The sequence below is a fragment of the Rhodococcus sp. SBT000017 genome, assembly GCF_003688915.1.
Classification (GTDB): domain Bacteria; phylum Actinomycetota; class Actinomycetes; order Mycobacteriales; family Mycobacteriaceae; genus Rhodococcoides.
The window spans coordinates 586,614-611,750 of sequence record NZ_REFU01000002.1; the positions used below are offsets into that span (position 1 = coordinate 586,614).

The following is a 25,137-nucleotide window of genomic DNA, read 5'->3' on the forward strand; positions in this document are numbered from 1 at the left end:
CAGCGTGGGGTCGAAATGTCACGGCCGCAACAATCCGAAGTGCTACCGAAGTCTTGATCCAGGACTGCCACAGAAGCTTCCGACAAGAAATCCCGACGACCAATTCGAGTCGTGTCGGTATAACTACAACCGTGGCCGCTTACACGATCCGTGACATCCGCCCGGGCGATGAAGAACAGCTCGGTGCAGCGCACGTGGCGATCTGGAAGGCGACGTACGCGGGAATGATGAACAGCGCCAAGCTCGATGCGATACGCCCTCGCGACCGCATCGAACGATGGGAGCAGATCATCGCCCGACGCGACGAGCAGTCGAGCCGCGGTGTGCGGACCCGGTGCGCCGTCGACACCATCGATTCACGCATCGTCGGTTTCGCCACTGGCGGCCCACCGCGCGACGACAATCCGCCTGCGTCGACCGAACTGTGGTCACTGAACGTCGTGCCCGAGCACCACGGCACCGGCGTCGCAACAGAACTCATGACCACCGTGATCGACCCGGAGGCATCCACATACCTGTGGGTGGCAGCGGCCAACGATCGCGCCGTGGCGTTCTACCGCAAGCATCGATTCGAGCTGGACGGCACCGAGAAGTTCGACCCGATCTGGGAGTGCATCGAAGCCCGCATGGTCAGGGCTTGACCGGAGGTTCTCGTCTGGCTTCGTCGGGATCGAGCTTCTCGGGGTTCAGTACCACCTCGGCCACCATCGGGGTCGTCGCGACGGTCGCATCGCCGTACCGAACGGCCACCGTGTTGGGCAGAAACGCATCCAGGGCACGCGGGGTGATCCACCACAGTAGCGCCGAGAACAGGATCAGAATGTTGACCCACTGCAGAACGGTCGCCGCATTCTCGGACGGAATGACGCGATCGAACACCTGAATGTTCATCACCAGTCCGTGGATGGCGATCAACACCCACAGCCGCCGGTAGCGGTAGAACACCCAGACCGCCGCGGCACCCCAGCACAGCGCCCACAGAAATCCGCCGCCGCCGAAGTACATGTAGAGAAGGCCTCGCATCGTGGCCGACAACGCCATGATCGCCCAGATCGGGAGCCGGCCCACGAGCAGCAACACCGGTAGCGCCACCAGAATCGGCTCCTCGCGTAGACCCACGGCGAGAGCAGAAACCACTGCGAGCCAATCGGATTCGACCGAGGCCGGAACCGAGAAGCTGAAGCGGACGATGTCCAAACGAGACAACACGAGTAGAGAAGCAGACGCGGCACCGATCGCGGCGCACCAGGTGAGCGCGGCCTCGCTCGCGGTGCCACTGCGGGTCGGCCACACCGCAGGCAGCTTCCGACGTCGAGCGAAGTACACGGCGGCGATTGCCACGGCCCCCACCGCCACCTGCGCCGCGCCGACAGCCAGATCGGCCCACTGATCCCCCATCGAGAGAATCGGAGCCGGCGCGTCGGGTTCCCGGAAGCGCCACAGCGCACCCATCAGGCTCACCGAGTAGACGACAACCCAACCGGCCACCAGACCCAGGACCATCACGGCGGTACCGGCAGCGGTGAGACCACCCCGCGTCGAGCGAGTAGAGAGCCCCGCGTGGACACCGCTCGTCACCAGGTCACCACCATTCCGCTCGTTACAGCATCGCCGAACTGCTTGTTTATCACGCTTGGGCCGAGAATTCAGTACCGTCGTGGCGATACGGATCACGACCGAGTGTCACGCTCAGATGTATCGCCGGAATCCTTGTGACCGACGATGTCGTCGCGTAATTCCGCGAGCAGCCCCTTCTTGGGGGCACCGCGACGCGATTCCCACACGTCCACCATCGCGAGCACCACCAGAACACAGCCGATCGGGCCGCCCTGGAACCAGAACACCTGCAGGTCCCAGAAGAACAGCGCCAGCACAGCGCCGGCGACAATCATGACGATGCTGCGCGCATCTCTTGCTTTCATCGTGTTTCCTCTCATCGATTCAGACCAGGTTCAATTCGATCGCCGCATTCGCGGCCAGTAGCGCGCCCACCACAAGCAACACCGTCGCCCACACGTCCCCACTCCAGCGATCCACGCGCCGGAGCAGAGCTGGCGTGATCGACGAAACACGCTCCTGCGCAAACACTCTGGCCGCGAGCAGGACAAGGGCAGGCGAGAGAGTCACGAGCACGTACGCCGCGAGCAGCAGCGACGAGAACTCCCACCCCAGTCCGGCATCACCGACCACGTCGATCGCTGCGAAGTAGGGCAGCATCGTCGCCACCTCCACCGCGCCCACAGCGACGGCAAGCAGGACCACCCCGCGAACACTCCCCGGGGCCGCGTCCACCACGCACTGCTCGGGACTCGCCGCCGACGGTCCCAGAGCAGGCCCATGATCAGAACCACAACACCCACCGCCAGCCGAACCCGGGCGTCGCCAGGAACAGCAACGCTCAGGCCATCGGTGGCCGCCCATACTGCGATGCCAACCCCGAGGTAGAGCAGACCCAACACGCCCAGGTGCAGCAGAACGACACGCGCCCGGAACGACGGCCGAAGCATCATCCAGAGCGGAACCGCAAGAGTCCCGACGCCGATGCTGTCGACCAGCGCGAGCCCGGTCAGCTGAATTAACACAGCTGTACCGTAACAGGATTTCAACACAAGTGTGTTAAAACAATTTCCTCGTGCTAGAACAGACCGATGCCGAAGATCGTCGACCACAACGCACGCCGGGCGGAGATCGTCGCCGCCGTGTGGCGCGTCATCGAACGAGCAGGAATGGACGGGGCGACGGTACGCAGCGTCGCCGCCGAAGCCGGCGTCTCCCCCGGATCACTGCGGTACTACTTCTCCGATCAGGGAGAACTCGTCCTCTTCGCGGCCGAGGCCATGACGCAACGCGTCGTACATCGGTTGGAGGCGCACCCAACCGACGGTGACGGCCTGGTTCGCGCGATCCGCGTCCTCGAGGAAATGCTGCCCCTCGACGAGGACCGCCGCGCCGAGGCGTGGGTGTGGCTCGAAGCGATCGTGAGAGCCAGATTCGACGAGCGACTCGCCGCCCTCAAGACGGCCGGGTGGTTCGGCAGCCGCTACCTGTGCCGGCTCGCGTGGGCGCACCTGCACGATCTCGATCGACCGAACTCCCCCGCCTTCACCTTCGACAGCAGTGCGGACGAACGTGCAGCAGCCGAACTGCATACGTTCATCGACGGACTGACGCTGCAGGCAGTGACGCATCCCGAGCAGCTCGCAGCCGACGAGGTACGTCGGTTGTTGCGCACCTACCTCGAGCCGAGGCCCTGAGCCGACTCGACGGGGAATCTGCGGCCGTAGTACCACCCGATCACCGCGACGACAGAACCGGCGACGGCGATGGCACCCAACACCGATCCGAAGCCCGACGCATCCACGACGCGACCGACGACCAAGGGAGCCACGAGAAATCCGATCCGAGAGACGAGCGAGACGATCGAGATGGCCGCTGCCGAGGACACACCGGGAAGCCGCCCGGCCAGGCTGAAGACGATGGGAAACAGCGGGCTCGCACCCAGGCCGGCAACCGCGAACGCACCGATGACCAGGACCGGTAGATCCGCGGCCAGAAGCGACAGACCCAAGATGACGAGGAACGCCGCCGCCACCAGTGACGCGCCTCCGGTCAGCACCGCCGACGGTCCGAACCGATCGACGATCCGGTCCCCGACCAACCGGCCGATCAGCATCGCGGCCGAAAACGCAACGAACGCCATACCGGCCGCACCCGGGCCCGCACCCTCTTCCGTCGTCATGTAGACAGCGCTCCACGATTGCGGGAAATCCTCCATCAGCCCGGCGAGCAGCACCACGGCCCCGAGCAGGGCCAGTGCAGCCGTCGGCCGGACGAGAACGGGCCCCGGCGCTCGGTCTTCGTGATCGACGCGCGCCACCGATTCCGGACCCACCAGACCCCGGCCGACGGCAGCGAGAGCGAGCATCAGCACCACCGCGATCAGAGCGAAGTGCGCTACCACCGGCATCCGGATACCGGCCGCGGCCGCGCCGGTCACTCCCCCGACGACGGCACCGACACTCCATGCGGCATGAAAGCTGCTCAGCAGCGACTTCCCCGCGCGTTCCTCGACGAGGACGCCCTGCGCGTTCATCGAAATGTCCATCACTGCGTCTGCCCCGCCGAGCAGCACCAGCGCCGCCAACAGCGTCCACCACGACACAGCCACCGCAGGCAGCACGAACGCCGCACACAGCGACAGACCCGAGGCGAGAATCGCCCACCGACTGCCGAAGCGTCGGACCAAGGCAGCTGCGACAGGCGCGGCAGCCAGCCCGCCGAGACCGATTCCGGTCAGCGCGAGGCCGAGGGTGGCAACGTCGATCGACAGCGACCGCTGGATCTCCGGAATGCGCGGAGCCCAGTTGGCGAACACCGCTCCATTGACGAAGAAGACGACGAGAACGGACAGCCGGGCGCTAGTCATATCGCTGCGAGCCTATCGTTCGCGAGCCGGCCGGATCCGTTACTCGAGGTAACGTCGATGGGATGCATGTGTCCGACCGCCTCACCGACCACGTTCCCCAGCGCTGGCTCGAGCCCCTCGTCAAGCACGCCGAGGCCCTCAAGTTCCTCATCGTCGGAGCGATCACCTTCGTTGTCACCGTCGTACTGTTCTTCGGTCTGAAGTGGACGATCCTGCAGGACAAGCCGGTGACAGCGAACGTTCTGGCCGTGCTGATCGCGACGATCGTGTCGTACATCCTCAACCGGGAATGGTCGTTCACTGCGCGCGGCGGACGACGACGTCACCACGAAGCAGCGCTGTTCTTCGCCGTTGCCGGAACCGGCCTGGCAATCAACCAGCTACCGCTGTGGGTGTCGAGTTACATGCTGGATCTGCGGTCGCCGAACGTGTCCTTCCTCACCGAGAACATCGCCGACTTCGTCAGCGGATCCATCATCGGCACGTTGTTGGCAACCGCATTCCGATGGTGGGCGATGCGCAAGTTCGTCTTCCCGGAGCAGGTGGACGTTCTCCCCGATCCAGTCGCCCTGACCGTTTACGGTGGACGGCATGGCGACCACTAGGACCCTCGTGCTGATGCGGCACGGCAAATCCGGCTACCCCGACGGAGTACCGGATCACGAACGACCCCTGGCCGCCCGCGGCCAACGCGAGGCGGCACTCGCCGGAGCCTGGATTGCCGAGCACGTCGGCAGAGTCGACGCAGTGCTGTGCTCGACGGCCCTGCGCACCCGCGAAACCCTGGCCGCCACCGGCTTGGATGGCGCTCCCACCCGCTTCGAGCGAGACATCTACGGCGGATCCGCCGACGAGATCATCGACGAAATTCGGCTGGCCGACACCTACTTCGACGACGTGACGGTATCCACCTTGCTGGTCGTCGGGCATGAGCCCGGAATACCCTGGACCGCACTCGAACTGGCGGCAGACGACGACACCGACCTGGCCCGAGAGGTGCGACACCGCTTCCCCACCTCGGCAATCGCAGTGCTGACCACCGAGGCGTCCTGGGCAGAACTGGCCGCAGGCTCGGCCACCATCACCGAGTTCTGCATCCCCCGCGCCGAGCAGTGATCAGGGCTGGTCGGTAGTCAGTGCTATCGGTAGTCAGCGGTTCCTGAGGTAGAGGTAGCCGGCACCGCCTGCTGCGATCAGCAGAATCAACGCTGCGGGGAACCCGAGCAGCCACCACACCAACGCCAGCACCACCAACGCGGGCGCGGCGGCGATCAACGCGATGCCGGGATTCTCGCGAACCGTCTCCAACGCGGACTGTGCGTGCACTCTGTCGATCTTCTTGCCTGCCATCGTCGACTCCCGGGTTTCGTATGTCCTGTATGCGTACTTCCACAGTAGCGCGGTCAGCTACGACTTTTGGTGGAGCGCAGCGTCGTACCTTCGGCCGAACCACCAGGTACGACGCCTCCGCAGGGGTATCGCGCACGCATCGGCTGCGGTGAGATCAGGGCCATGAACAATCCGATTCTGCTCACGATCGCGATCTGCGAGGTCGGCTTCTGGGTTCTGGTGATCGGCGGCCTGTGCCTGCGCTACGTGGCACGCATGCGACGCGCCAGCACGATCACGCTCGCCCTGCTCCCTGTCCTCGACATCGTATTGATCGCGGCCGTGGCGCTCGATCTGCACCGGGGCGGAGACGTCGAATTCGCGCATCGCCTCGCCGGTATCTACCTCGGCTGGACCGTCGTGTTCGCGCACTCGACGGTGGCCTGGCTCGACGTGCGCTTCGCGCACCGATTCGCCGGCGGACCCGCACCGGTCAAGCCCCCGAAGACCGGTCCACAGGCCTACCGCAACGAGATCCGAGGATTCGTGAAGTGGCTGGCCGCTGCCGCTATCGCGCTGGCGATCACCTACGCATTGGCCTACACCGTGGCAGACTCGGAGCAGGCAGCAGCGCTGAAGACCGTGATTCAGCCTCTCGGCGTCATCACATTCTTCTGGTTCGTCACCGGGCCGCTGTGGGTGGTCGGTAAGAAGAATTCGAGCTCGAAAGATGTGGCAGGAGAAGGTCGACTCTGATGCTGGGTGATTCCCGGATACGGGGTTTTCACCGCGTAGTGCGCACGTTTCGCCCGTCCTGGCGGCCGCGCAATCCCATGGTGCTGCCGATCGAGATGCTCCTGGCCACACTCGTCTACGCCGGATTCCAACTCTCGACGGGCATGGTCGGTGACACGAGAGACGAACTCGTCAGCAGCCCACCCCTGATCGCAGTGAGTGTCGTTGCCCTGCTGGCGATGACCGCGGTGACGTGCGTGCGCCGATCCTTTCCGGTCACGGCATACCTGTCGGTGGTGGCCATCAGCATCGCACTGATTCTCGTTCTGCCGGATCGGACTCTCGGATTCACCCCGCTGTACTGGTTCGCCATCGCCGCCTTGGCAATTCGGGTGACCGGGCCACGCCTGTTCGCCCCCATCGCCGTCGGGTTGATCCTCGAAATCGCTGTCAGCGTCGACACCGGCCCCGGTGGCACGATCGGCGTGGTCGTCGAGCAGATCGCGAACCTCGCCATCAACTACACGGTGCTCATCGCACTGGGCAAGTACATCGCACGCGGACGGGCCCAGGAACTCGAGAGCGAGGCCGCCCTCGGCCGAGCCGAAATCGAACACCGACAACGACTGAACGCGGCCCTGGACAACGAACGAAAGACCATGGCACGCGAACTGCACGACGTCGCGGCTCACCACCTGACCGGCATGCTCATCCAGGCCAAGGCATCGAGGACACTCATCACCATCAACCCCGAGCAGGCACGCGAACTACTCACCGGCGCAATCGGACACGGCCAGCGCACCCTCGACAGCCTGCGCCAGATCGTCGGAATCCTGCGCCCGAGCGACACGACCGATAGTAGCTTCGACACCGACAGTAACTTCGACACCGACAGCGCTCCGCAGCCGATGATCTCCGATATCGCCCAACTGATCGAGCAGTCACGAATGTCGTTCGGGCGCATCGAGATCAGCATTGTGGGAGACAGCGACGATACCGACAGCGCCGTGCAACTGACGTGCTACCGCATCGTTCAGGAGGCGTTGTCCAATGCCCGGCGTCATGCGCCGAACTGCGATGTGCGCGTCGAGGTATCGGATCGATCCTCGGCCATCGAGGTGACCGTCACCAACACGATCACCTCGGGCAGCTCCGAACCGGACGAGCCCTCGGGTCAGGGATTCGGTATTCCGGGAATGCGGGAGCGGGCCGCATTACTCGGCGGCACCCTCGATGCCGGACTGTCCGGCGACCGAGCGACGTGGACCGTACGCGCTCGACTGCCCATCGGCGGGAAAATCTCTCGGCCACTGGAGGTGCCTGCGTGATCACCGTACTCATCGCGGACGATCAACCGGTGGTTCGGCAGGGATTCGAGCTGTTCCTGGCCGGCCATCCCGACATCGAGGTCGTCGGGCACGCGAGCTCGGGAAAACATGCCGTGCACCAGGTGTCGGCCTTGCGACCGGACGTCGTACTGATGGACATCAGGATGCCGAACGGCGACGGGCTGACCGCAACGCGCGAGATACTGGCGCAGTTCGACGGCGTTCGCGTCATCGTCGTCACCACGTTCGACCTCGACGAGTACGTGTTCGCAGCTCTCGACAGTGGAGCGTCCGGCTTCCTGCTCAAGGACACCGATCCCGACGAACTCGCCGACGCGGTGGTCACCGTCGCCGGCGGCGGATCGGTCCTCTCCCCCAGACTGACCCCGCGCTTGATGACAGAGTTCGCTCGCCGGGGCAGTCCGAGTCGAGCCACTACCGTTGCACCGCAACACGACCTGAGTCTGCGCGAAATGGAAGTGGTGCAACTGTTGGCGCAGGGCCTGGGCAACAACGAGATTGCCCGGGCCCTGCAACTCGAACAGAGCACGGTGAAGACTCACGTCGGCAACATCTGCCGCAAGCTCGACGTCAACACCCGAGTGCACGTGGTGATCTGGGCCTACCGCAACGGCATTGCGACGTAGGTCTTTACAACTAGGCCGCTCTGCGCTCGTCTTCGTCAGCAGTCTCGCTGGTGTGCTCTACCAGCGAAGCGGAGTGGTCGGTGTACTGGAAGTGCGGTCGCTTGTCGCCGATGTACGAGGTCATCCACGACACCACCGCGACGTAGCGGTTTCGGAAGCCGACCAGGTACATCAGGTGCACGGCCAGCCACATGAGCCAGGCGATCGGGCCCGACATGTCGACCTTGCCGAACAGCCGTGCCACAGCACTGAATCGGCCGACGATCGACATGCTGCCCTTGTCGGTGTATTTGAACGGCGTCCCGGCATCGACCTTGCCGATGATCATCTTGGCGACGTGCCTGCCCTGTTGCATAGCCACCGGCGACTGACCGGGGAGCTTGTTCAACGACGTCACGTCGCCGATCGCGTAGATGTCCTTCGCCGAACCGACCGTCAAATCGTCGTGTACGAGAAGCCTTCCGGCACGGTCGGTCTCGCACCCGGTGCGCTCGGCGACGGTCGACGCCAGATCACTGGCCTGCACTCCCGCCGACCAGATGACCGTCTTGGCCGGGTACGTCCGCGACGTCTTGGTGTCGACATCCTGCACCGTGACGACGTCGTCGGCAATGTCGGTGACCATGGCACCGGTGACGACGTCGACGCCCGACTTCTCGAGCTTCGTGCGGGCGTACGCGCTGAGCTTGCCGCCGAATGCGGGCAGCACTTCCTTGACTCCGTCGACGAGGGTGACCGTGACATCGCTCGGGTCGATGTCCGGGAACGATCCGGCGAAGTAGCGGTGCGCGAGATCCCTGATCTGGCCGGCCAATTCGACACCCGTCGCGCCTGCACCGACGACGACGAAGCTCAGCAACTCCTTGCGAGCGGCCGGATCGGTTGTCAGGTGCGCGGTTTCGTAGCAACTCAGGATCTGCTCACGCAGAGCGATCGCGTCGTCGACGGTCTTGAGTGCGAACGTGCGGTCCTTGAACTCGTCGCGGCCGAAGTACGCCTGCGTGGCACCCGTGGCGACGATGAGACGACCGAAGCCGATGGTGTGGTTCTGCCCGGCACCGACGTAGGTGACCTGGTGAGCGTCGGGATCGACATCGACGACGCGTCCGAGACGCACGTCGGCGGAGTCGTACTGCGCGAGGATGCGCCTGATCGGAGGGGCGATCTCGCCCGTCGAGAGCATTCCGGTGGCGGCCTGATAGAGCAGCGGCTGAAAGAGGTGTTCGGTGGTGCTGGAGATCAGCGAGAACGTCACACCGGCCTTGCCCAGAGACTTGGCGGCGGCCAATGCTCCGAATCCCGATCCCACGATGACGACGTCGTACGTTTGCACAGCACTTTCCTTTTCGGCTCGAGTCTTTCCCTCTACGAAGAACTACCTCCATGAAACTCCGACCGCGAAGCTCTATCAACGCGGAAGTTGAAATAGCATCTATGAGCAGAACTCATGATTGAATGGCAGCATGGAACTGCGGCAGCTGAAGTACTTCCTCGCGGTCGGGGAGGAACTGAACTTCTCTCGCGCTGCCGAACGCTGCTACGTCTCGCAATCGGCGATCAGCCTGCAGATCTCCAAGCTGGAACGAGAAATCGGTGAGCCCCTGTTCGAGCGGACCTCTCGTACCGTCCGATTGACCGTTGTCGGAGCACAATTGGTCTCCATCGCCCGGCACATGGTGGAGCTCGAGCAGTCCGCCCTGGCGCTGACGACCCGAAGGCGGAATCAACTGCGCCTGACCGGAAACATGACATTCGCAGCCAACGCCATCTCCGCCATCGTCGCGGTCCGCGAGCGCCATCCCGACGCCGAGATCGACTTCGTCCTGAAACGATTCGCAGAACAGATCGAAGCGGTGACGTCCGGCGACTGCCAGGTGGCGCTGATCCGCGGCAGCGTCGAACGCTCCGGTCTGCACGTGACCGAGCTGTGGACCGAGGACCTCGTCGTCGTCCTCCCCGAGGGCCATCCGCTGGCGGGTGAGGACAACCCGAGCCTGAGCCAGCTCGCCGGCTACCCCCTGCTACTTCCCAAACGGAGCGAGCAGATCCTGCTGCACCGGGTGATCGAGCGCGAGATGAAACGCAGCGGACTGCCGCTGAGCTTCGGCCCACCCGTGGCGTCCGACCACACCGCCAGCGCCGAACTCCTCAAGAACCCGCAATGCTGGTCCATCCTGTACGCCAGCACCGCCGACAGCACCCCCAAGACCGGCCTGGTCTTCTGCACCGAGGCCGACCGGAGGCTTCGGCTACCGGTATCGGCCGTCGTCGACGCGACCGTGCCCGCCACCGACATTCAACGCGACCTCGTGGCGGCTCTGGCCGCGACGGCACCTGTCAAACCCACGGCACCGGTTCAACCCGCCACTCCGGCGAGCTGAGCGAACGCGGCATCGGCGTCGAACAATTCGGCGCGATCGTACGTCGACGTCGAGGCCATGATCTCGTTCGCGCCGGTGCGCTCGACTACCTCCTCCAGCCGCGGACGGACCTGCCCGGCCGTACCCAGGATGCTCGACGCCAACGACGCCTCGATTCGGTTCCGCGTCTGCGGCGTCCATTGCGATTCATCGATCGCCGACGCCGGTTCGAGAGCCGAAAACTCGCCCTCGCGTCTGGACCTGGCCATCGCCCATGCCTCCGGGACGGCGAGCCTGCGGGCATCGGCGGCGTCCGCTGCGATGGTCACGTCCAACGACACGATCACGTACGGTTCGGGATTCGCGGGCGTGGGCCGAAAGTGCTTGCGATAGAGCGCCAATGGATCGTCTTGCTGCAATACCGGTCCACCGACAACGACCGGAAGACCAGCGCGGGCGGCCACCTCGAGGCCTGCTCCGGTGGCGAGGACGAACACCGGCGGAGAAGACACAGCCGGCCGGGCCGTCACCGGGCCCGAACCATCCAGATACGAACGCAATTCGGCGATATCGGCTTCGAACGTGTCGGTCCGCTCACTGCGCAATGCTGCCCGAACCGGTTCGGTGAAACCGAGGGAACGGCCGACACCCAGATCGATCCGGCCGGGAAAGAGTGACGCCAACATCAGGAATTGCTCGGCCACGACCAGCGGCTGATGATTGGGCAGCATCACCCCGCCGGATCCGACGCGAATGCGTGAGGTGCGCGACGCCACCGCCGCGGCGAGAACCGCAGGCGCGCCCGACGCGATTCCGGGGACGCCGTGATGCTCGGCCACCCAGAACCGATGCAGCCCGATCTTCTCCGCATGCACTGCCCGCTCGACGGTATGGCGCAACGCCGAGGCGTCGTCGAAACCGGTTCGAGTGCGGGATCTGTCGAGGAGTGAAAGCAACACTGCTGGAACAACCGACGAGGCGTCGGGCATATTTCTCGAAGTGCTCGTCCACTGCGGACCGAATATGTCCGCAATAGCGGTCAGTCTGTATCCATGAACCTCACCATGAAGATCGAACTCGTCACCCTCGCCGTCACCGACGTGGACCGCGCCAAGGACTTCTATACCTCGATCGGCTTCAACGCCGACCATGACGCCCGCCCCTGGGACGGCATCCGGTACGTCCAGCTCACTCCGCCGGGTTCGGCCTGCTCCATCGCGATCGGCGAGGGCATCACCGACGCCGAGCCGGGCAAGGGGGCCGGGATTCTGATGGTCGTGGACAACGTCCAGGAGGCCTACGAGCACCTCACGTCGGCGGGCCTGACCATCGATCCGCCCAAGGACGAGGGCTGGGGCACGTTCGTGTACTTCGCCGACCCCGACGGCAACAAGTGGTCGGTGCAGCAGTTGCCCGCAGAGTCCTGACTCGCCGGATCTAGGACTGACCGAAGGCCAGCCGGGCCAGGATGCCGCGGTGATCGGAACCGGGAATCGTCACGGCTTCGACCGATCGAACGGCCAGGTCTGCCACCAGAACATGGTCGATGGCGATCACCGGCGGGTACCAGGTATGCGCCGGGTACGTCCTGAGCATGCCCGCCCCGGTGGCCACCGCGGCATCGACGAACCGGCCGTCCTGCAGATCCCGGTACCGCCGATGATCCTGCGTCGCGTTGAAGTCGCCCGCGACCACCACGGGACCGTCGTCGACGGGGATCTTGGCCAACAGCTGGCGCAGTAACCCCAGCTCACGTACCCACTCCGACGGCTCCCGCGGCCACGGCGGCACCGGATGGACCGCGAACACCAGCGGCCGGCCCGGCATCTCCACCCGCGCGGAGAGCAGTTCTGTCACGAAACCGTCGTGCCTGCGCTGGTCGACGAGCGGGAAGCGGCTGTAGATTCCGCCGCCTTCGCCGCCGGGAGCTGCACTGACGTGCGCGTGCGGCAACGAGCCGGACAGTCTCGGGCGCAGACGGGCGTCGGCCTCCGGCGTCAGTTCGACGAGAGTGAGCACGTCGGGTCGGTACTGCACGACCAGCGCTGCCAACGCGTCGAGATCGGCCTGCCCCAGCCAGATGTTGGCGTGCAACACCGTCAGACTCGATGCCTCGACCGTCGTCCGGGAGCGGTGCCTGAACAGAGGAATCTGCGTGGCCGCGGCAATCATCGATACAACCGCGCCCGCTGCCAACCCCCACCAACCGAACGCCACTGCCGCGAGAGCAGTGCCGGGCACGGCGGCGAGCATGAGGACATGTGCCAAAGCACCGAAGACGAGCATCGCCTGCCCCCGGGCGTCGACGAGGTGCGCTGCGATGCCCAGTGCCGCTGCGAAGAGCAGTAACAGAGCCACCGATCCCGAAACCATGAGCGGAGTGTGACAGGCAAACCTGAGGCCGAGCTGGGAGCCGTCCCTATATCCGACCGAAGTGTTCGCTTTCTTGCAGCAAACACGACACAATCGACAGCGCTGTCCGCACGCACTAGGGGGAAGTTTTCCGTGAATCGAAGGCAACTGCTGCGTTTGGCCGCTGCCGGAATGCTCGGCGCTGCCGCCGCTCCGGTCCTGAGCTCAGCCGGACTGCCGGGTTCTGCCACAGCAGGCGCACTCCCCATCGGTGCCGAACGAATCCGATCACTGGTCCCCGAGCTGTTCGCCGATCCCCCGCGCCCACCGGACCACTCCCCCGTACTCGTCATCGGCTCCGGGTTCGGTGCCAGCGCCGCCGCCCTCCGGATGGCGCAGGCCGGCACCCAGGTCACCGTCCTCGAACGCGGACTGCGCTGGCCACGTGACCCGTGGCGCGAGATCTTCACCGCTGACATGACCGCCGACGGACGCGGACTGTGGCAACAGACCTCGTTCACCAACATCACCGGAATGCCCGTCGGACCGGTCGACCTGTTCGGCGGCGTACTCGACACCACCCGCTACGAAAACCTCTCGGTCTGGCGCGGCGCGGCCGTCGGCGGCGGCTCGATCGTGTACACCGGCGTCACCATCGCCCCCGACAAGAAGTTCTTCGACCTCTCCTTCGGCGGACGACTGAACTACGACGAGATGGCCGCCACCTGGTACCCGAAGGCCCGCTCGATGCTCCGGCCGTCGCCGATGCCCGAGGACGTCTACAACAGCCCGAACTTCGCACACTCGCGCACCTGGGACGACCACGCCCGGCGGGCAGGCTTCACCCCCCAGGCAGTGGACGGCAACTGGAACTGGAACGTCGTCCGCGACGAGATCGGCGGCCGCTCGAGGCCGTCCGCAACCGTCGGTGCCAGCACCTTCGGCAACTCCAACGGCGCCAAGCACGACCTGACGCAGAACTACATCCCCCAGGCCGAGGCCACCGGCCGCGCGACGGTATGTCACAGCCACCGCGTCGCGGCGATCGGTGCCGAATCCGGCGGCCGCTACCGCGTCGAGATCGAACGCCTGGATCCGTTCGGCAACGTCGTCGAGACACGCGCTCTCACCTGCGACACCCTCGTCCTCGGAGCTGGATCCATCGGCACCACCGAACTGCTGATGCGCGCCCGCACCACCGGAGCGCTGTCGAACCTCAACGAATTCGTCGGCACCGGCTGGGGCACCAACGGCGACGCATCGATGACCCGCTCCCTCGGGCCGATGTCCGCCGGACCGCAGGGTGCGCCCTGCGCGTCACGCATCGTCGACGACTCGGGACTGCCACTGACCGTCGAGAATTGGTACGTCCCGGGCGTTCCGATGAACCTGGGTTTCATCGGCTCACTCGGTATGACCATCGACCCACTGCGCGGGAACTTCGGATTCGACTCCGCCACAGACCGATTGACGCTGAACTGGCCCAAGGGTGGCAGCCGGGACACCGTCGAAGCCCTGCGCTCCGTGCAGAATCGGATGGCCCAGGCCGGCGGCACCATCGTCGCGGCCGAGCCGTTCACCCGCGACGTCGACGACACCTTCACCGCCCACCCCCTCGGCGGCGCGGTACTGGGCGACGTCACCGACGATTACGGGCGGGTGAAGGGCCACCCCGGGCTCTACGTCGTCGACGGTGCGTTGATCCCCGGCAGCACCGGAGCCGCCAACCCGTCGCTGACCATCACCGCGCTCGCCGAACGCAACGTCGCGCAGATCATCGCCGACGGTCGCTGACCGTTCGAAAGTGGGTAGACCCGCGCGAAACGGGTAGCCCACAGGTATGCCCGTCAACGATCCGACCGAACGCACCATCGCCGACCGCGACGTCGAAAAGCGCTGGAGCGATCCCGGAGCCTTTCGCAAAGCGGCGGGATACTGCGCGGCCGTGGTGGCGGTGGCTGCGGCATTGACCGCAGTATTCCTGGTCGTCGACCGCACGAACCCCGTGTTGGCCGCATCGGTGCCCGCGGTGTGCTTCCTCGGCGGAATCGGAGCTCTGACGTTGGGATACAAGTCCTACCGCGCCGGTGGCACGTGGCCGATCTGGCAGGGCGCGGCATGGTTCCTGTTCACCGTGATGCTGCTCGGTCTGGCGATGCCGATGTTCGCAATTCGTCAGTGACCGTTGGCGTCAACCGAGCTGAATATCGGGGCGGCCTTCGGGGACGGTGACGGTCGCGGCTGTGCGCACCGCCTTGCCGGGCGTCGACACCGCATCGAGAACCCTTACCTCCGAATGCCATTCGGTGTTAGTCAGCGTGCTGCGGAGATAGCCGCGCCGAGCGTTGCCGTACTTGACGTGCGGTGAGGCTTCGGCGATGGCCGCACCGGCGGTGTCGACGTCGGCACCGTCCTTGCCCGACGCGATCGAGGTGGTCGCGATCTCCACGCCTTGGATCGGCGACGCCTGATCCTGGTAGTCGCGGCGTAGTTCGGAGACGATCGTGCGATGGATGTCGCCGACGATCGACGCGACGTTCTTCGTGCCACGATCCCTGGCCCCGTCCAGAATTCGGTGCCGAGACGCCTCGTAGCCGCTCCACGGGTCCATCCCGACCTTGCGATCGCTGCCGAGCCCACGGGCCAAGTCCGAGATGACCGTCTGGTGCGCCAAGAAGTTCCACGTCGACGATGATGCGAACCCGTCGAGTATCCACTTCTCCTGCGCCGCACCGGTGATCGTGCGCGACGGATCAGCCGTCTCGGCGTCCTGGGCATGCTCGCCGTCCCCGTGCGCCTGATCGCTGCGGTACTGCCGCGTGTCCAGTACCGAGAAGTCCACCAGATCGCCGAACGAGAACCGGCGATAGACCGTCATGTCCGGTCCGACGGGCTTCAGATTCGCACGAACCGGCGTGTTCTCCCACCACGCCTTGAACGCATCGGCTCTGCGCAACAGGAACTCTCGCGGGTCGTCATCGTCCTGACTGATCTGCGAGGCCCAGTTGTTGTCCACCTCGTGATCGTCGAACGTCGAGACGAACGGTGCCGACGCATGGGCCGCAGCGAGATTCTCGTCCGCCTTGTACAGCGCATATCGGTCTCGATAGTCGCTGAGCACCATGGTTTCTCGGGCAGCCGATTCGTTGCGTGGCTCGCCCTGCCTCGCACCCTCGTCCTTGATCGCGTACTCGTAGATGTAGTCGCCCAGAAAGAACACCACATCGAGATTCGACGCCGCCAAGTCCTGGTACGCGCCGAAGTAGCCGTCCTCCCACTTCTGGCACGACGCCCAGGCGAAATCGAGCTTGCTGAGCGGCTGGCCCAGTGCCGGTGCAGTTTTGGTGCGGCCGACCGGACTGGCATGTGGTCCGACGAGGAACCGATAGAAATATTCGCGAGCCGGCTCGAGCCCTCGGACGTCGACGTGAATCGACCAGCCGTCGAACTCGGTCGCCAGCTCGATACCTTCGCGGGTGATGCTCGCGAATCGCTCGTCCGCCGAGATCTGCCACCGTACCGGCACCACTCCGGGAGTCATCCCGCCCAGTGGCGCAAAGGGATCGGTGGCGAGCCTGGTCCACAGCACGACCGAATCGGGCAGTGGGTCACCGGATGCCACGCCGAGACGGAACGGATAGTCGGGAGTCACCACGGACTGTGCGTTCGCCGTCGTTCCCGCGAGTCCCGGAGTGAACGCCAGCGCCCCCACCAGCGCACTCCAGGTCAGGAACTGTCGACGCGTGGCCCCCGCCCGCAAGGAGATGTCCTGCCCGATCCGTATCTCGTTACCCCGTCTCACCATTATTCGAGGCTCTCGCGCCCGGGAGAACTGTGCCCATAATCGGGTCTACCGCGAAGTGAACACGACGTTTCGAATCGATTCAGGACCGAATATGTCCGCGATCTCGGCAACACTCGAGCGCATGACGAACACCGACCGCACAGGCTCCCAAATCGACCAACTCAACATCGGCGTCGCCGATCTCGGTGCCAGCGCCGAGTTCTACGGTGCTGTCCTGGAACCGCTGGGGATCACCGAAATCATGCGGGTACCGCACACCCCCGAGGCGAACCAGCTCGCGATGATCGCGTTCGGTTGGGCGCAGGTGAAGCCCTTCTTCTGGATAGTCGACGCCCCGGGTTCGGCCATCGGTCCGCACACCCATCTCGCCTTCAGCGCCGCGGATCGCGCGACGGTCGATGCCTTCCACGCCGCAGCACTGTCGGCAGGAGCAGTCGAGCTCCGGCCGCCGGGACTGCAGCCGGAATACCACGCCACGTACTACGGATCATTCGTGCGCGACCTCAACGGCATCGACCTCGAGGCCGTCTGCCATCACTGACGATCGACAGCATCCGCGAAGGGGACCGGTCAGCTGCTGCCGAACATCGGAGGCAGGGTGGGGCGCTTCAGATCAGCCGCGCCCCCGGCCCCGCCTTGCCCAGCTCGTCGCCGGGATTGAGCAGGGTGCACTTGTTCAGCGAGAGGCAGCCACAGCCGATGCACCCGGTCAGTTCCTGTTGCATTCGCGCAATCGACTGCTTTCGATCCTCCAACCTCTGGTTCCAGGCGGACGAGATCTTGGCCCAGTCACGCTTGTTCGGGGTGCGACCCGACGGCAACGACGCGAAGACCTCGGCCACCTCCGCCAGTGGGATCCCGAACCGCACCGCCACCTGAATCAGCGAAATTCTCCTGATGGCGTGACGTGGAAACTTGCGTACGTTTCCGGCCGTCCGCTCGGCAGGAACGAGCCCGAGGGTCTCGTAGTACCGGACCGCCGACACTGCGGCACCGGTTCTGGCCGCAACCTCACCGATGGACAACAGCTCGTCGCTTTTGCGGATCATTTTGCCTCCCAACCGGTGAACGGATTTGACCTGAAGTGCACTCGAGATCCTAACCTTCGTCATCATGCACCCCTCCACCGAACCCACGACCGGAACCTGGCGACAGCTGCTCAGCACCCGCTACCTCGGCACCGCAACCGTCCTCGCGGGCGGCGTAGCGCTGTACGCCACCAACGTCTACCTCACCACCAGCCTGCTCCCCACTGCCATCGACCAGATCGGCGGCCAGCGCTACTACGCCTGGACGGCAACGGTTTTCCTCATTGCGTCCGTCATCTCCTCGATGCTGGTCAGCAACATCCTCGCCGCCCGCGGACCACGAGGCGCCTACCTGATCGGCCTGACCATCTTCGCTCTCGGAACCGTCGTGTGCGCGCTGAGCTCCACGATGGAACTGCTGCTGGTGGGCCGAACGATCCAGGGTGCAGGAGGCGGCCTCCTGGCAGGACTCGGCTACGCCGTCATCAATGCAGCTCTGCCACAACACCTCTGGACTCGCGGCGCTGCACTGGTCTCGGCCATGTGGGGCGTCGGAACGTTCGCGGGCCCGGCCATCGGCGGCATCTTCGCTCAATTCGGAGCGTGGCGAATGGCGTTCGGTGTGCTCGTGGTCGCAGCTCTGGCCGTCGCCGCCCTGGTCCCCAAAGCACTCCCGGCCCGCACGAACGAGACCACCGAGACGAGCCCGGTGCCCACCCTGTCGCTGACCTTGCTCACCACAGCTGCACTGCTGGTCAGCGCGGCCGGAGTGATGTCCAACCTCGCGACCACCGCAGTGATGGTCCTGGCCGGCGTGCTGCTCCTGGTCGCCTTCGTGGCCGCAGACCGTCGCGCGCCCCACGGCGTGCTTCCGCCGTCTACATTCAGCGCATCGTCCCTGAAGTGGGTGTACCTGACCATCGTCGTCCTCGCCGTCGCCTCGACGGTGGAGACGTTCATTCCGCTGTTCGGCCAACGACTGGCAGGCTTGGCACCGTTGGCCGCCGGATTCCTCGGAGCTGCGCTGGCATTGGGCTGGACTCTCGGCGAGATACCCAGCGCACCGGCCACAGCACCACACGTCGTACGACGCATCGTCATCGGTGGACCAATCCTCGTTGCCGCCGGATTGTGCACCATGGCAGCACTTCTCACCGATCGGGCGGGTGCAGGTGCGATCGCGGTGTGGGTGGTGGGTCTGATCGTCGCGGGTGTCGGAATAGGCATCGCGTGGCCGCACCTGGCGGTCGGAGCCATGACCTCGGTTGCCGAACCGGGAGAAGGCGCACGAGCCTCCGCCGCCATCAACACCGTCCAACTGATCGCCAACGCCTTCGGCGCAGCCCTCGCGGGTGTGCTGGTGAACCTCGGCGAACCATCGACGCTGCGATCGGCTCAGTTGCTGCTGTTCACTTTCGCCGCGCTGGCTTTGATCGGGGTGACAGCGGCGGCGCGATCGCAGCGGACGTAGGTTCGGGAGCTGTCCGGCGAGCCGGTTCAGGCGTGCGGGTATCGAAAACACCCCCGGGACGAACCAGCTCGCCATGACCACCCGTTGTCACGCGAGGTGAAGGTTGTCACTGCGGCCGAGGCAGTGTCCCATTGGTTCGCACATGATCGCGTAGACGCGTGAGGATCGACTCCAGAACGGGGATCTCCTCGGGTACGAGCCCGTCGAAGAACAATCGACGCACCACATCGACATGACCCGCGGCAGCTCCGTCCAGAGCCGCCCTGCCTGCACCGGTGAGAACCGCATCCGTGGCGCGCCCGTCGGTGGTCGAGACCGCGCGATCGGTGAGCCCCCGTGCGCACATCCGAGCAAGATGGTGCGAGGCCCTGCTGCGCTCCCAGCCGATCTCGGCTGCCAGGTCGGTCACCCGGCGACGGCCGTCGGGACTGTCCGCGAGCGCAACGAGCACCGAGTAGTCGGCCAAGGAGAGACCGTGGTCCTCGGTCAGCTGCCGGTTCATCTCGAACGTCATCTGCAGCGACAACCCCATGTAGGCGCGCCAAGCCGACTCCTGAACCGGCGTCAGCCACGGGCCGCCTTCGGGGTTATTAGGTGACATGTCACGTTCTTTCTGAGATGCTGGGAGCCGGGGCGTTGTTACACCGAACCCCGACCACCAACCTTAGGGGCCCACCATGGACAGCACTTCTCACGCCGAGTTGGTACGTCGCAACGTAGTCGAGGTATTCAACGCAACCGACGCCGACCGACGACGCGAGCTGATCGAAGCCATGTACCACCCGGACGCGGTGTTCTACGACGCCGAGAACACCGCGACCGGACGCGACGCCGTCATCGATGCGATCGCCGCACTCCTCGCGGACTCCGCCGGCCTGTCCTTCTCCGTCACCGTCGAACCCGCCGTGCTGGGCGACGTCGCACGCATCTCCTGGGCACTCTCGCCGCCCGACGCCCCAGCGGTCGTCACCGGCCAGGACTTCGCCGTCGTCAAGGACGGCACGATCGCCGAGTTGTACACGTTCGTCGATCGGAAATAGCCAGGCCGATCCGTCAGGCCTGAACCACCCACACCGAATTGTCGTCGGGATCTCGCAGTACGAACATGGGCGGCGCACCGTCCTCTGTCCCGGAAATTGCGTCCATGTCGACACCGCCGATCGCGGCCAGTCGCGCGTGTTCCGCCTCGACGTCGGGAGTTTCGACACCGATCGAGGACCCGCCGGGCGAGTCACCCATCGGCGGATTCAGGGCGAGCCGTGCCGTCGAACCGGGCGGTGCCACCTCGACCCACCGATACTCGCCCTCGGGGCCGAAACGCGTGTCGTCGCGTAGCTCGAAGCCGAGTACACGCGAATAGAACTCGAGAGCCGCGTCCTGGTCTGAGACGGTGAACATGGCCACGCCGATGTTCACGATGGTGCTGGATTTTGGGTTGGTCATACCGTTACTGACCCGAGTGATACGGAAAACTCACCGCGCACCCCAGACACGACAGAGCCCCGCACCGACCGGAGTCGATGCGGGGCTCTGTGTGTCGAGCTCTGCCGTCGTGAGCGGAAATTCGTAGTGGACTACGAGGTTCCGCTCACGTGCGACGGAGTCGCTCTAGCGGTATTCGTTGGAGAAACCGTAGTCGTCGAGCGGCACTGCAGCGCCGGTTCCCTGGCCGAAGCCGTCCGGGCTGTAGTACTGATCGTCGTACGACGGCACCGCGTATGCCGCGGCACGCGCCTCTTCGGTCGGCTGCACCGTGATGTTCCGGTACCGGTTGATGCCGGTACCAGCCGGGATGAGCTTACCGATGATGACGTTCTCCTTGAGACCTATGAGCTTGTCGCTACGGCAGTTGATCGCCGCATCGGTGAGCACACGAGTGGTCTCCTGGAAGGACGCTGCCGACAGCCACGAGTCGGTGGCCAGCGACGCCTTGGTGATACCCATCAGGACCGGACGTCCGGCTGCGGGCTCGCCACCCTCGGAGACGACGCGACGGTTGCTCGACTCGAATTCGCTGCGCTCGGTGAGTGAACCGGGCAGGAATTCGGTGGAGCCGCTGTCGATGATCGTCACGCGACGGAGCATCTGGCGCACGATGGTCTCGATGTGCTTGTCGTGAATCGACACACCCTGCGACCGGTAAACCTCCTGGACCTCGTTGACGAGGTGGATCTGCACCTGACGGGGACCCATCACACGCAGGACCTCGTGCGGATCGGCAGCACCTTCCATGAGCTGCTGGCCGACCTCGACGTGGTCACCGTCCGCCAGGAGGCGCTCGGTGCCGTCGTCGTGCTTGAAGACGCGCAGACGCTGACGCTTGGAGAGCTTGTCGTAGACAACCTCTTCGCCGCCGTCGTCCGGGACGATGGTGATCTTGTAGAAACGATCGCCGTCCTCGAGCTGAATGCGTCCCGACACGTCCGCGATCGGAGCCTTGCCCTTCGGCACACGTGCCTCGAACAGCTCCTGCACGCGAGGTAGACCACCGGTGATGTCATCTCCGGCGACACCACCCTGGTGGAAGGTACGCATGGTCAGCTGGGTTCCGGGCTCACCGATGGACTGTGCGGCAACGATACCGACGGCCTCACCGATGTCGACCAGCTTGCCGGTGGCCATCGAGCGGCCGTAGCAGGTGGCGCAGACGCCGGTTCCCGTGGTGCAGGTGAGCACCGAGCGAACCTTGACCGACGTGATGCCCGCAGCGAGCAACGCGTCGATGGCCGGGTCACCGAGATCGTGTCCGCGAGCGACGATGACCGTGCCGTTCTCGTCGACAGCGTCGTTCGCCAAGGTGCGGGCGTACGTGCTGGTCTCGACGTGAGCGTCGCGGATCATCTTGCCGTCGGCCATCTTCTCGGCGATCGTCGTGACGATGCCGCGCTCGGTGCCACAGTCGGTTTCCCGAACGATGACATCCTGCGAGACGTCGACCAGACGACGCGTCAGGTAGCCCGAGTCGGCGGTACGAAGCGCCGTGTCGGCCAGACCCTTACGAGCACCGTGCGTGTTGATGAAGTACTCGAGGACCGTCAGGCCTTCCTTGAAGGAAGACTTGATCGGACGCGGGATGAACTCACCCTTCGGGTTCGTCACCAGGCCCTTCATACCGGCGAGCGAGCGAACCTGAGTCATGTTTCCGGCTGCGCCGGACTTCACGATCATCGGGATCGGGTTGTCGTCGGGGAAGTGGGCCTCCATGGCCTTACCGACCTGCTCGGTCGCGTCCTGCCAGATCTTGACCAATGCGGAGTTGCGCTCGACCTTGTCGAGTGCGCCACGCTGGTACTTCTTCTCGATCTGATCGGCCTGAGCCTCGAAGGTCTCCATGATCTGCGGCTTCTCCGGCGGCACGAGGACGTCGGAGATCGAGATGGTGACACCCGAACGCGTGGCCCAGTAGAAGCCTGCATCCTTGAGCTTGTCGACGGTCTGTGCGACGACGATCATCGGGTAACGCTCGGCGAGATCGTTGATGATGGTCGACTGACGCTTCTTCGGCATCTGCTCGTTGACGAACGGGTAGTCCGCCGGAAGCAGCTCGTTGAAGAGAACGCGTCCCAGAGTGGTTTCCGCGGTCCATGCCTCGCCACGGTTCCAGCCCTCGGGGAACAGCTCGTTCTCGATGTCACGCGGCGGGCGCTGCGTGGTGAGACGAACCCGAATCTGCGACTGCACCGTGAGCGATCCACGGTCGACGGCCATCTGAGCCTCGGCCGGGGAGGAGTACGCCCCGAACTCGGCCGTGTCGGTCTTGGCGTCGGCGCGCTCGCCGACAGCACCGGCATCGAGACGCGTCAGGTGGTACAGACCCGTCACCATGTCCAGACGCGGCATGGCGAGCGGACGGCCCGATGCCGGCGAGAGGATGTTGTTCGACGACAGCATCAGCACGCGTGCCTCGGCCTGAGCCTCGGCGGACAGCGGGAGGTGGACAGCCATCTGGTCACCGTCGAAGTCGGCGTTGAACGCCTCACACACGAGCGGGTGCAGCTGGATGGCCTTGCCCTCGACGAGCTGCGGCTCGAACGCCTGGATGCCCAACCGGTGCAGGGTGGGTGCACGGTTCAGCAGCACGGGGTGCTCGGCGATGACCTCTTCGAGAACGTCCCACACCTGCGGACGCTGACGCTCGACCATGCGCTTGGCCGACTTGATGTTCTGCGCGTGGTTCAGATCCACCAGACGCTTCATCACGAACGGCTTGAACAGCTCGAGAGCCATCAGCTTCGGGAGACCGCACTGGTGCAGCTTGAGCTGCGGGCCGACGACGATGACCGAACGGCCCGAGTAGTCGACGCGCTTGCCGAGGAGGTTCTGACGGAATCGACCCTGCTTGCCCTTGAGCAAGTCGGAGAGCGACTTCAGCGGACGGTTACCCGGTCCGGTGACCGGACGTCCACGACGGCCGTTGTCGAACAGGGCGTCGACCGACTCCTGCAGCATCCGCTTCTCGTTGTTGACGATGATCTCGGGAGCACCGAGATCGATCAGACGCTTGAGGCGGTTGTTGCGGTTGATGACGCGGCGGTACAGATCGTTGAGGTCGGACGTCGCGAAACGTCCACCGTCGAGCTGCACCATCGGACGAAGCTCCGGCGGAATGACCGGAACAGCGTCGAGAACCATGCCCATCGGCGAGTTACGGCCGGCCTGGAATGCGGCGACGACCTTCAGACGCTTGAGCGCACGCAGCTTCTTCTGACCCTTGCCACTGCGGATGGTCTCGCGCAGAGACTCCGCCTCGGCGTCGATGTCGAAGGTCTGCATGAGCTTCTGGATCGACTCGGCACCCATGGCACCGGTGAAGTACTCGCCGTACCGGTCGATGAGCTCGCGGTAGATGAGCTCGTCGACGATGAGCTGCTTGGGAGCAAGCTTGGTGAACGTGGTCCAGATCTCTTCGAGACGATCGAGCTCACGCTGCGCGCGGTCACGGAGCTGACGCATCTCGCGCTCGCCGCCGTCCTTGACCTTGCGACGCACGTCGGACTTGGCACCCTCGGCTTCGAGCTCGGCGATGTCGGCTTCGAGCTTCTGCGCACGAGCCTCGAGATCGGCGTCGCGCTGATCTGCGACGGCCTTCTTCTCGACCTCCATCTCGGCCTCCAGCGTCGAGAGCTCGTTGTGGCGGAGCTCGTCGTCGACCGTGGTGATGACGTAGGCAGCGAAGTAGATGATCTTCTCGAGATCCTTCGGAGCCAGGTCGAGCAGGTAGCCCAGACGCGACGGCACACCCTTGAAGTACCAGATGTGCGTGACCGGAGCGGCCAGTTCGATGTGGCCCATGCGCTCACGACGCACCTTGGCGCGAGTGACCTCGACGCCACAGCGCTCACAGATGATGCCCTTGAAGCGGACGCGCTTGTACTTGCCGCAGTAGCACTCCCAGTCCCGAGTGGGGCCGAAGATCTTCTCGCAGAAGAGGCCGTCCTTCTCGGGCTTGAGCGTGCGGTAGTTGATGGTCTCCGGCTTCTTGACCTCGCCGTAGGACCACTGACGGATGTCGTCCGCAGTGGCAAGGCCAATGCGAAGTTCATCGAAGAAGTTGACGTCGAGCACGTAACTTCCTTTCCCCGTTATGGGTGTTGTGCTGGAAGAGCAAATGAGAGAAACGCCTGCCGGATCCGCACTGGGCGGATCCGGCAGACCA

General features: G+C 64.9%; 27 protein-coding genes. 14 read left to right on the plus strand and 13 right to left on the minus strand.

The window, feature by feature from the left end:
* Positions 1–131: 131 nt before the first annotated feature.
* Positions 132–641, plus strand: a complete 510-nt coding sequence (locus tag AYK61_RS23885) for a GNAT family N-acetyltransferase (RefSeq protein ID WP_121873387.1) — start codon at positions 132–134, stop codon at positions 639–641.
* Here AYK61_RS23885 and AYK61_RS23890 read toward each other — a convergent pair.
* The 3 genes from AYK61_RS23890 to AYK61_RS23900 all read right to left on the minus strand — a co-directional run bounded on the left by AYK61_RS23890 (position 631) and on the right by AYK61_RS23900 (position 2,262).
* On the minus strand, positions 631–1,578 hold the full coding sequence (locus tag AYK61_RS23890; RefSeq protein WP_121873388.1) for a CPBP family intramembrane glutamic endopeptidase: 948 nt from the start codon (positions 1,576–1,578) through the stop codon (positions 631–633). The genes AYK61_RS23885 and AYK61_RS23890 overlap by 11 nt on opposite strands.
* A gap of 92 nt (positions 1,579–1,670) precedes the next feature.
* Complete coding sequence (locus AYK61_RS23895) at positions 1,671–1,922, minus strand: hypothetical protein (RefSeq protein WP_121873389.1); 252 nt, start codon at positions 1,920–1,922, stop codon at positions 1,671–1,673.
* 19 nt (positions 1,923–1,941) lie between these two features.
* On the minus strand, positions 1,942–2,262 hold the full coding sequence (locus AYK61_RS23900; RefSeq protein WP_183130527.1) for a GAP family protein: 321 nt from the start codon (positions 2,260–2,262) through the stop codon (positions 1,942–1,944).
* Between the two features lie 386 nt (positions 2,263–2,648).
* On the opposite strand from AYK61_RS23900, the gene AYK61_RS23905 reads away from it, so the two are divergent.
* Positions 2,649–3,254: a TetR/AcrR family transcriptional regulator gene (locus AYK61_RS23905; protein WP_121873391.1), complete on the plus strand. Its 606-nt coding sequence runs from the start codon at positions 2,649–2,651 to the stop codon at positions 3,252–3,254.
* On the opposite strand, the gene AYK61_RS23910 is transcribed toward AYK61_RS23905, so the two are convergent.
* Complete coding sequence (locus AYK61_RS23910) at positions 3,233–4,426, minus strand: MFS transporter (RefSeq protein WP_121873392.1); 1,194 nt, start codon at positions 4,424–4,426, stop codon at positions 3,233–3,235. The genes AYK61_RS23905 and AYK61_RS23910 overlap by 22 nt on opposite strands.
* 62 nt (positions 4,427–4,488) lie before the next feature.
* On the opposite strand from AYK61_RS23910, the gene AYK61_RS23915 reads away from it, so the two are divergent.
* Positions 4,489–5,031: a GtrA family protein gene (locus AYK61_RS23915; protein ID WP_121873393.1), complete on the plus strand. Its 543-nt coding sequence runs from the start codon at positions 4,489–4,491 to the stop codon at positions 5,029–5,031.
* Positions 5,018–5,542, plus strand: coding sequence for a histidine phosphatase family protein (locus AYK61_RS23920; protein WP_121873604.1), 525 nt, complete (start codon positions 5,018–5,020; stop codon positions 5,540–5,542). The genes AYK61_RS23915 and AYK61_RS23920 overlap by 14 nt, the downstream gene beginning before the upstream one ends.
* Positions 5,543–5,575: 33 nt before the next feature.
* On the opposite strand, the gene AYK61_RS23925 is transcribed toward AYK61_RS23920, so the two are convergent.
* Entirely contained in the window at positions 5,576–5,776 is a 201-nt protein-coding gene (locus tag AYK61_RS23925; RefSeq protein ID WP_068053408.1) for a hypothetical protein, read from the minus strand.
* Between the two features lie 162 nt (positions 5,777–5,938).
* Here AYK61_RS23925 and AYK61_RS23930 point away from each other — a divergent pair, with 162 nt between their 5' ends.
* The 3 genes from AYK61_RS23930 to AYK61_RS23940 are packed head-to-tail and all read left to right on the plus strand — an operon-like array spanning position 5,939 to position 8,465.
* Positions 5,939–6,511: a hypothetical protein gene (locus AYK61_RS23930; RefSeq protein WP_183130528.1), complete on the plus strand. Its 573-nt coding sequence runs from the start codon at positions 5,939–5,941 to the stop codon at positions 6,509–6,511.
* 38 nt (positions 6,512–6,549) lie between these two features.
* The gene (locus AYK61_RS23935) at positions 6,550–7,818 is read left to right on the plus strand and encodes a sensor histidine kinase (protein ID WP_183130529.1); all 1,269 of its coding nucleotides are present in this window, start codon (positions 6,550–6,552) and stop codon (positions 7,816–7,818) included.
* On the plus strand, positions 7,815–8,465 hold the full coding sequence (locus AYK61_RS23940; RefSeq protein WP_121873395.1) for a response regulator transcription factor: 651 nt from the start codon (positions 7,815–7,817) through the stop codon (positions 8,463–8,465). The genes AYK61_RS23935 and AYK61_RS23940 overlap by 4 nt, the downstream gene beginning before the upstream one ends.
* A gap of 10 nt (positions 8,466–8,475) precedes the next feature.
* Here the strand turns inward: AYK61_RS23940 and AYK61_RS23945 are convergent, their stop codons facing one another.
* Positions 8,476–9,798, minus strand: a complete 1,323-nt coding sequence (locus tag AYK61_RS23945) for an NAD(P)/FAD-dependent oxidoreductase (protein ID WP_121873396.1) — start codon at positions 9,796–9,798, stop codon at positions 8,476–8,478.
* 130 nt (positions 9,799–9,928) lie between these two features.
* On the opposite strand from AYK61_RS23945, the gene AYK61_RS23950 reads away from it, so the two are divergent.
* Positions 9,929–10,846 (plus strand): LysR substrate-binding domain-containing protein, encoded by a 918-nt coding sequence (locus tag AYK61_RS23950; protein ID WP_121873397.1) that lies wholly within the window; start codon positions 9,929–9,931, stop codon positions 10,844–10,846.
* On the opposite strand, the gene AYK61_RS23955 is transcribed toward AYK61_RS23950, so the two are convergent.
* Complete coding sequence (locus AYK61_RS23955; protein WP_183130530.1) at positions 10,822–11,784, minus strand: MsnO8 family LLM class oxidoreductase; 963 nt, start codon at positions 11,782–11,784, stop codon at positions 10,822–10,824. The two genes, AYK61_RS23950 and AYK61_RS23955, sit on opposite strands and share 25 nt — an antisense overlap.
* 93 nt (positions 11,785–11,877) lie before the next feature.
* On the opposite strand from AYK61_RS23955, the gene AYK61_RS23960 reads away from it, so the two are divergent.
* Complete coding sequence (locus AYK61_RS23960; RefSeq protein WP_121873399.1) at positions 11,878–12,252, plus strand: VOC family protein; 375 nt, start codon at positions 11,878–11,880, stop codon at positions 12,250–12,252.
* A gap of 10 nt (positions 12,253–12,262) precedes the next feature.
* Here AYK61_RS23960 and AYK61_RS23965 read toward each other — a convergent pair whose 3' ends face one another.
* Complete coding sequence (locus AYK61_RS23965) at positions 12,263–13,198, minus strand: endonuclease/exonuclease/phosphatase family protein (RefSeq protein ID WP_121873400.1); 936 nt, start codon at positions 13,196–13,198, stop codon at positions 12,263–12,265.
* Between the two features lie 132 nt (positions 13,199–13,330).
* On the opposite strand from AYK61_RS23965, the gene AYK61_RS23970 reads away from it, so the two are divergent.
* Together AYK61_RS23970 and AYK61_RS23975 are read left to right on the plus strand one after the other, a co-directional pair.
* Entirely contained in the window at positions 13,331–14,971 is a 1,641-nt protein-coding gene (locus tag AYK61_RS23970; protein WP_121873401.1) for a GMC oxidoreductase, read from the plus strand.
* Positions 14,972–15,017: 46 nt separating this feature from the next.
* Complete coding sequence (locus AYK61_RS23975) at positions 15,018–15,359, plus strand: hypothetical protein (RefSeq protein WP_121873402.1); 342 nt, start codon at positions 15,018–15,020, stop codon at positions 15,357–15,359.
* Positions 15,360–15,368: 9 nt separating this feature from the next.
* On the opposite strand, the gene AYK61_RS23980 is transcribed toward AYK61_RS23975, so the two are convergent.
* Entirely contained in the window at positions 15,369–16,982 is a 1,614-nt protein-coding gene (locus tag AYK61_RS23980; protein WP_121873403.1) for an alkaline phosphatase, read from the minus strand.
* Between the two features lie 121 nt (positions 16,983–17,103).
* On the opposite strand from AYK61_RS23980, the gene AYK61_RS23985 reads away from it, so the two are divergent.
* Positions 17,104–17,523: a VOC family protein gene (locus tag AYK61_RS23985; RefSeq protein WP_121873606.1), complete on the plus strand. Its 420-nt coding sequence runs from the start codon at positions 17,104–17,106 to the stop codon at positions 17,521–17,523.
* Between the two features lie 67 nt (positions 17,524–17,590).
* On the opposite strand, the gene soxR is transcribed toward AYK61_RS23985, so the two are convergent.
* Complete coding sequence (gene soxR, locus AYK61_RS23990) at positions 17,591–18,028, minus strand: redox-sensitive transcriptional activator SoxR (RefSeq protein ID WP_183130555.1); 438 nt, start codon at positions 18,026–18,028, stop codon at positions 17,591–17,593.
* Between the two features lie 67 nt (positions 18,029–18,095).
* Here soxR and AYK61_RS23995 point away from each other — a divergent pair, with 67 nt between their 5' ends.
* Positions 18,096–19,481, plus strand: coding sequence for an MFS transporter (locus tag AYK61_RS23995; protein ID WP_121873404.1), 1,386 nt, complete (start codon positions 18,096–18,098; stop codon positions 19,479–19,481).
* Positions 19,482–19,587: 106 nt separating this feature from the next.
* On the opposite strand, the gene AYK61_RS24000 is transcribed toward AYK61_RS23995, so the two are convergent.
* Positions 19,588–20,082 carry a MarR family winged helix-turn-helix transcriptional regulator gene (locus AYK61_RS24000; RefSeq protein WP_121873405.1) on the minus strand — a complete coding sequence of 165 codons (495 nt, stop codon included), beginning with the start codon at positions 20,080–20,082 and terminating at the stop codon, positions 19,588–19,590.
* 76 nt (positions 20,083–20,158) lie between these two features.
* Here AYK61_RS24000 and AYK61_RS24005 point away from each other — a divergent pair, with 76 nt between their 5' ends.
* Positions 20,159–20,521, plus strand: a complete 363-nt coding sequence (locus AYK61_RS24005; protein WP_121873406.1) for a nuclear transport factor 2 family protein — start codon at positions 20,159–20,161, stop codon at positions 20,519–20,521.
* 13 nt (positions 20,522–20,534) lie between these two features.
* Here AYK61_RS24005 and AYK61_RS24010 read toward each other — a convergent pair whose 3' ends face one another.
* Both AYK61_RS24010 and AYK61_RS24015 read right to left on the minus strand, forming a co-directional pair.
* A complete protein-coding gene (locus AYK61_RS24010) occupies positions 20,535–20,924 on the minus strand; it encodes a VOC family protein (protein ID WP_121873407.1) in 390 nt (129 codons plus the stop codon).
* A 165-nt stretch (positions 20,925–21,089) separates the two neighbouring features.
* A complete protein-coding gene (locus AYK61_RS24015) occupies positions 21,090–25,046 on the minus strand; it encodes a DNA-directed RNA polymerase subunit beta' (RefSeq protein WP_121873408.1) in 3,957 nt (1,318 codons plus the stop codon).
* Positions 25,047–25,137: the final 91 nt, after the last annotated feature.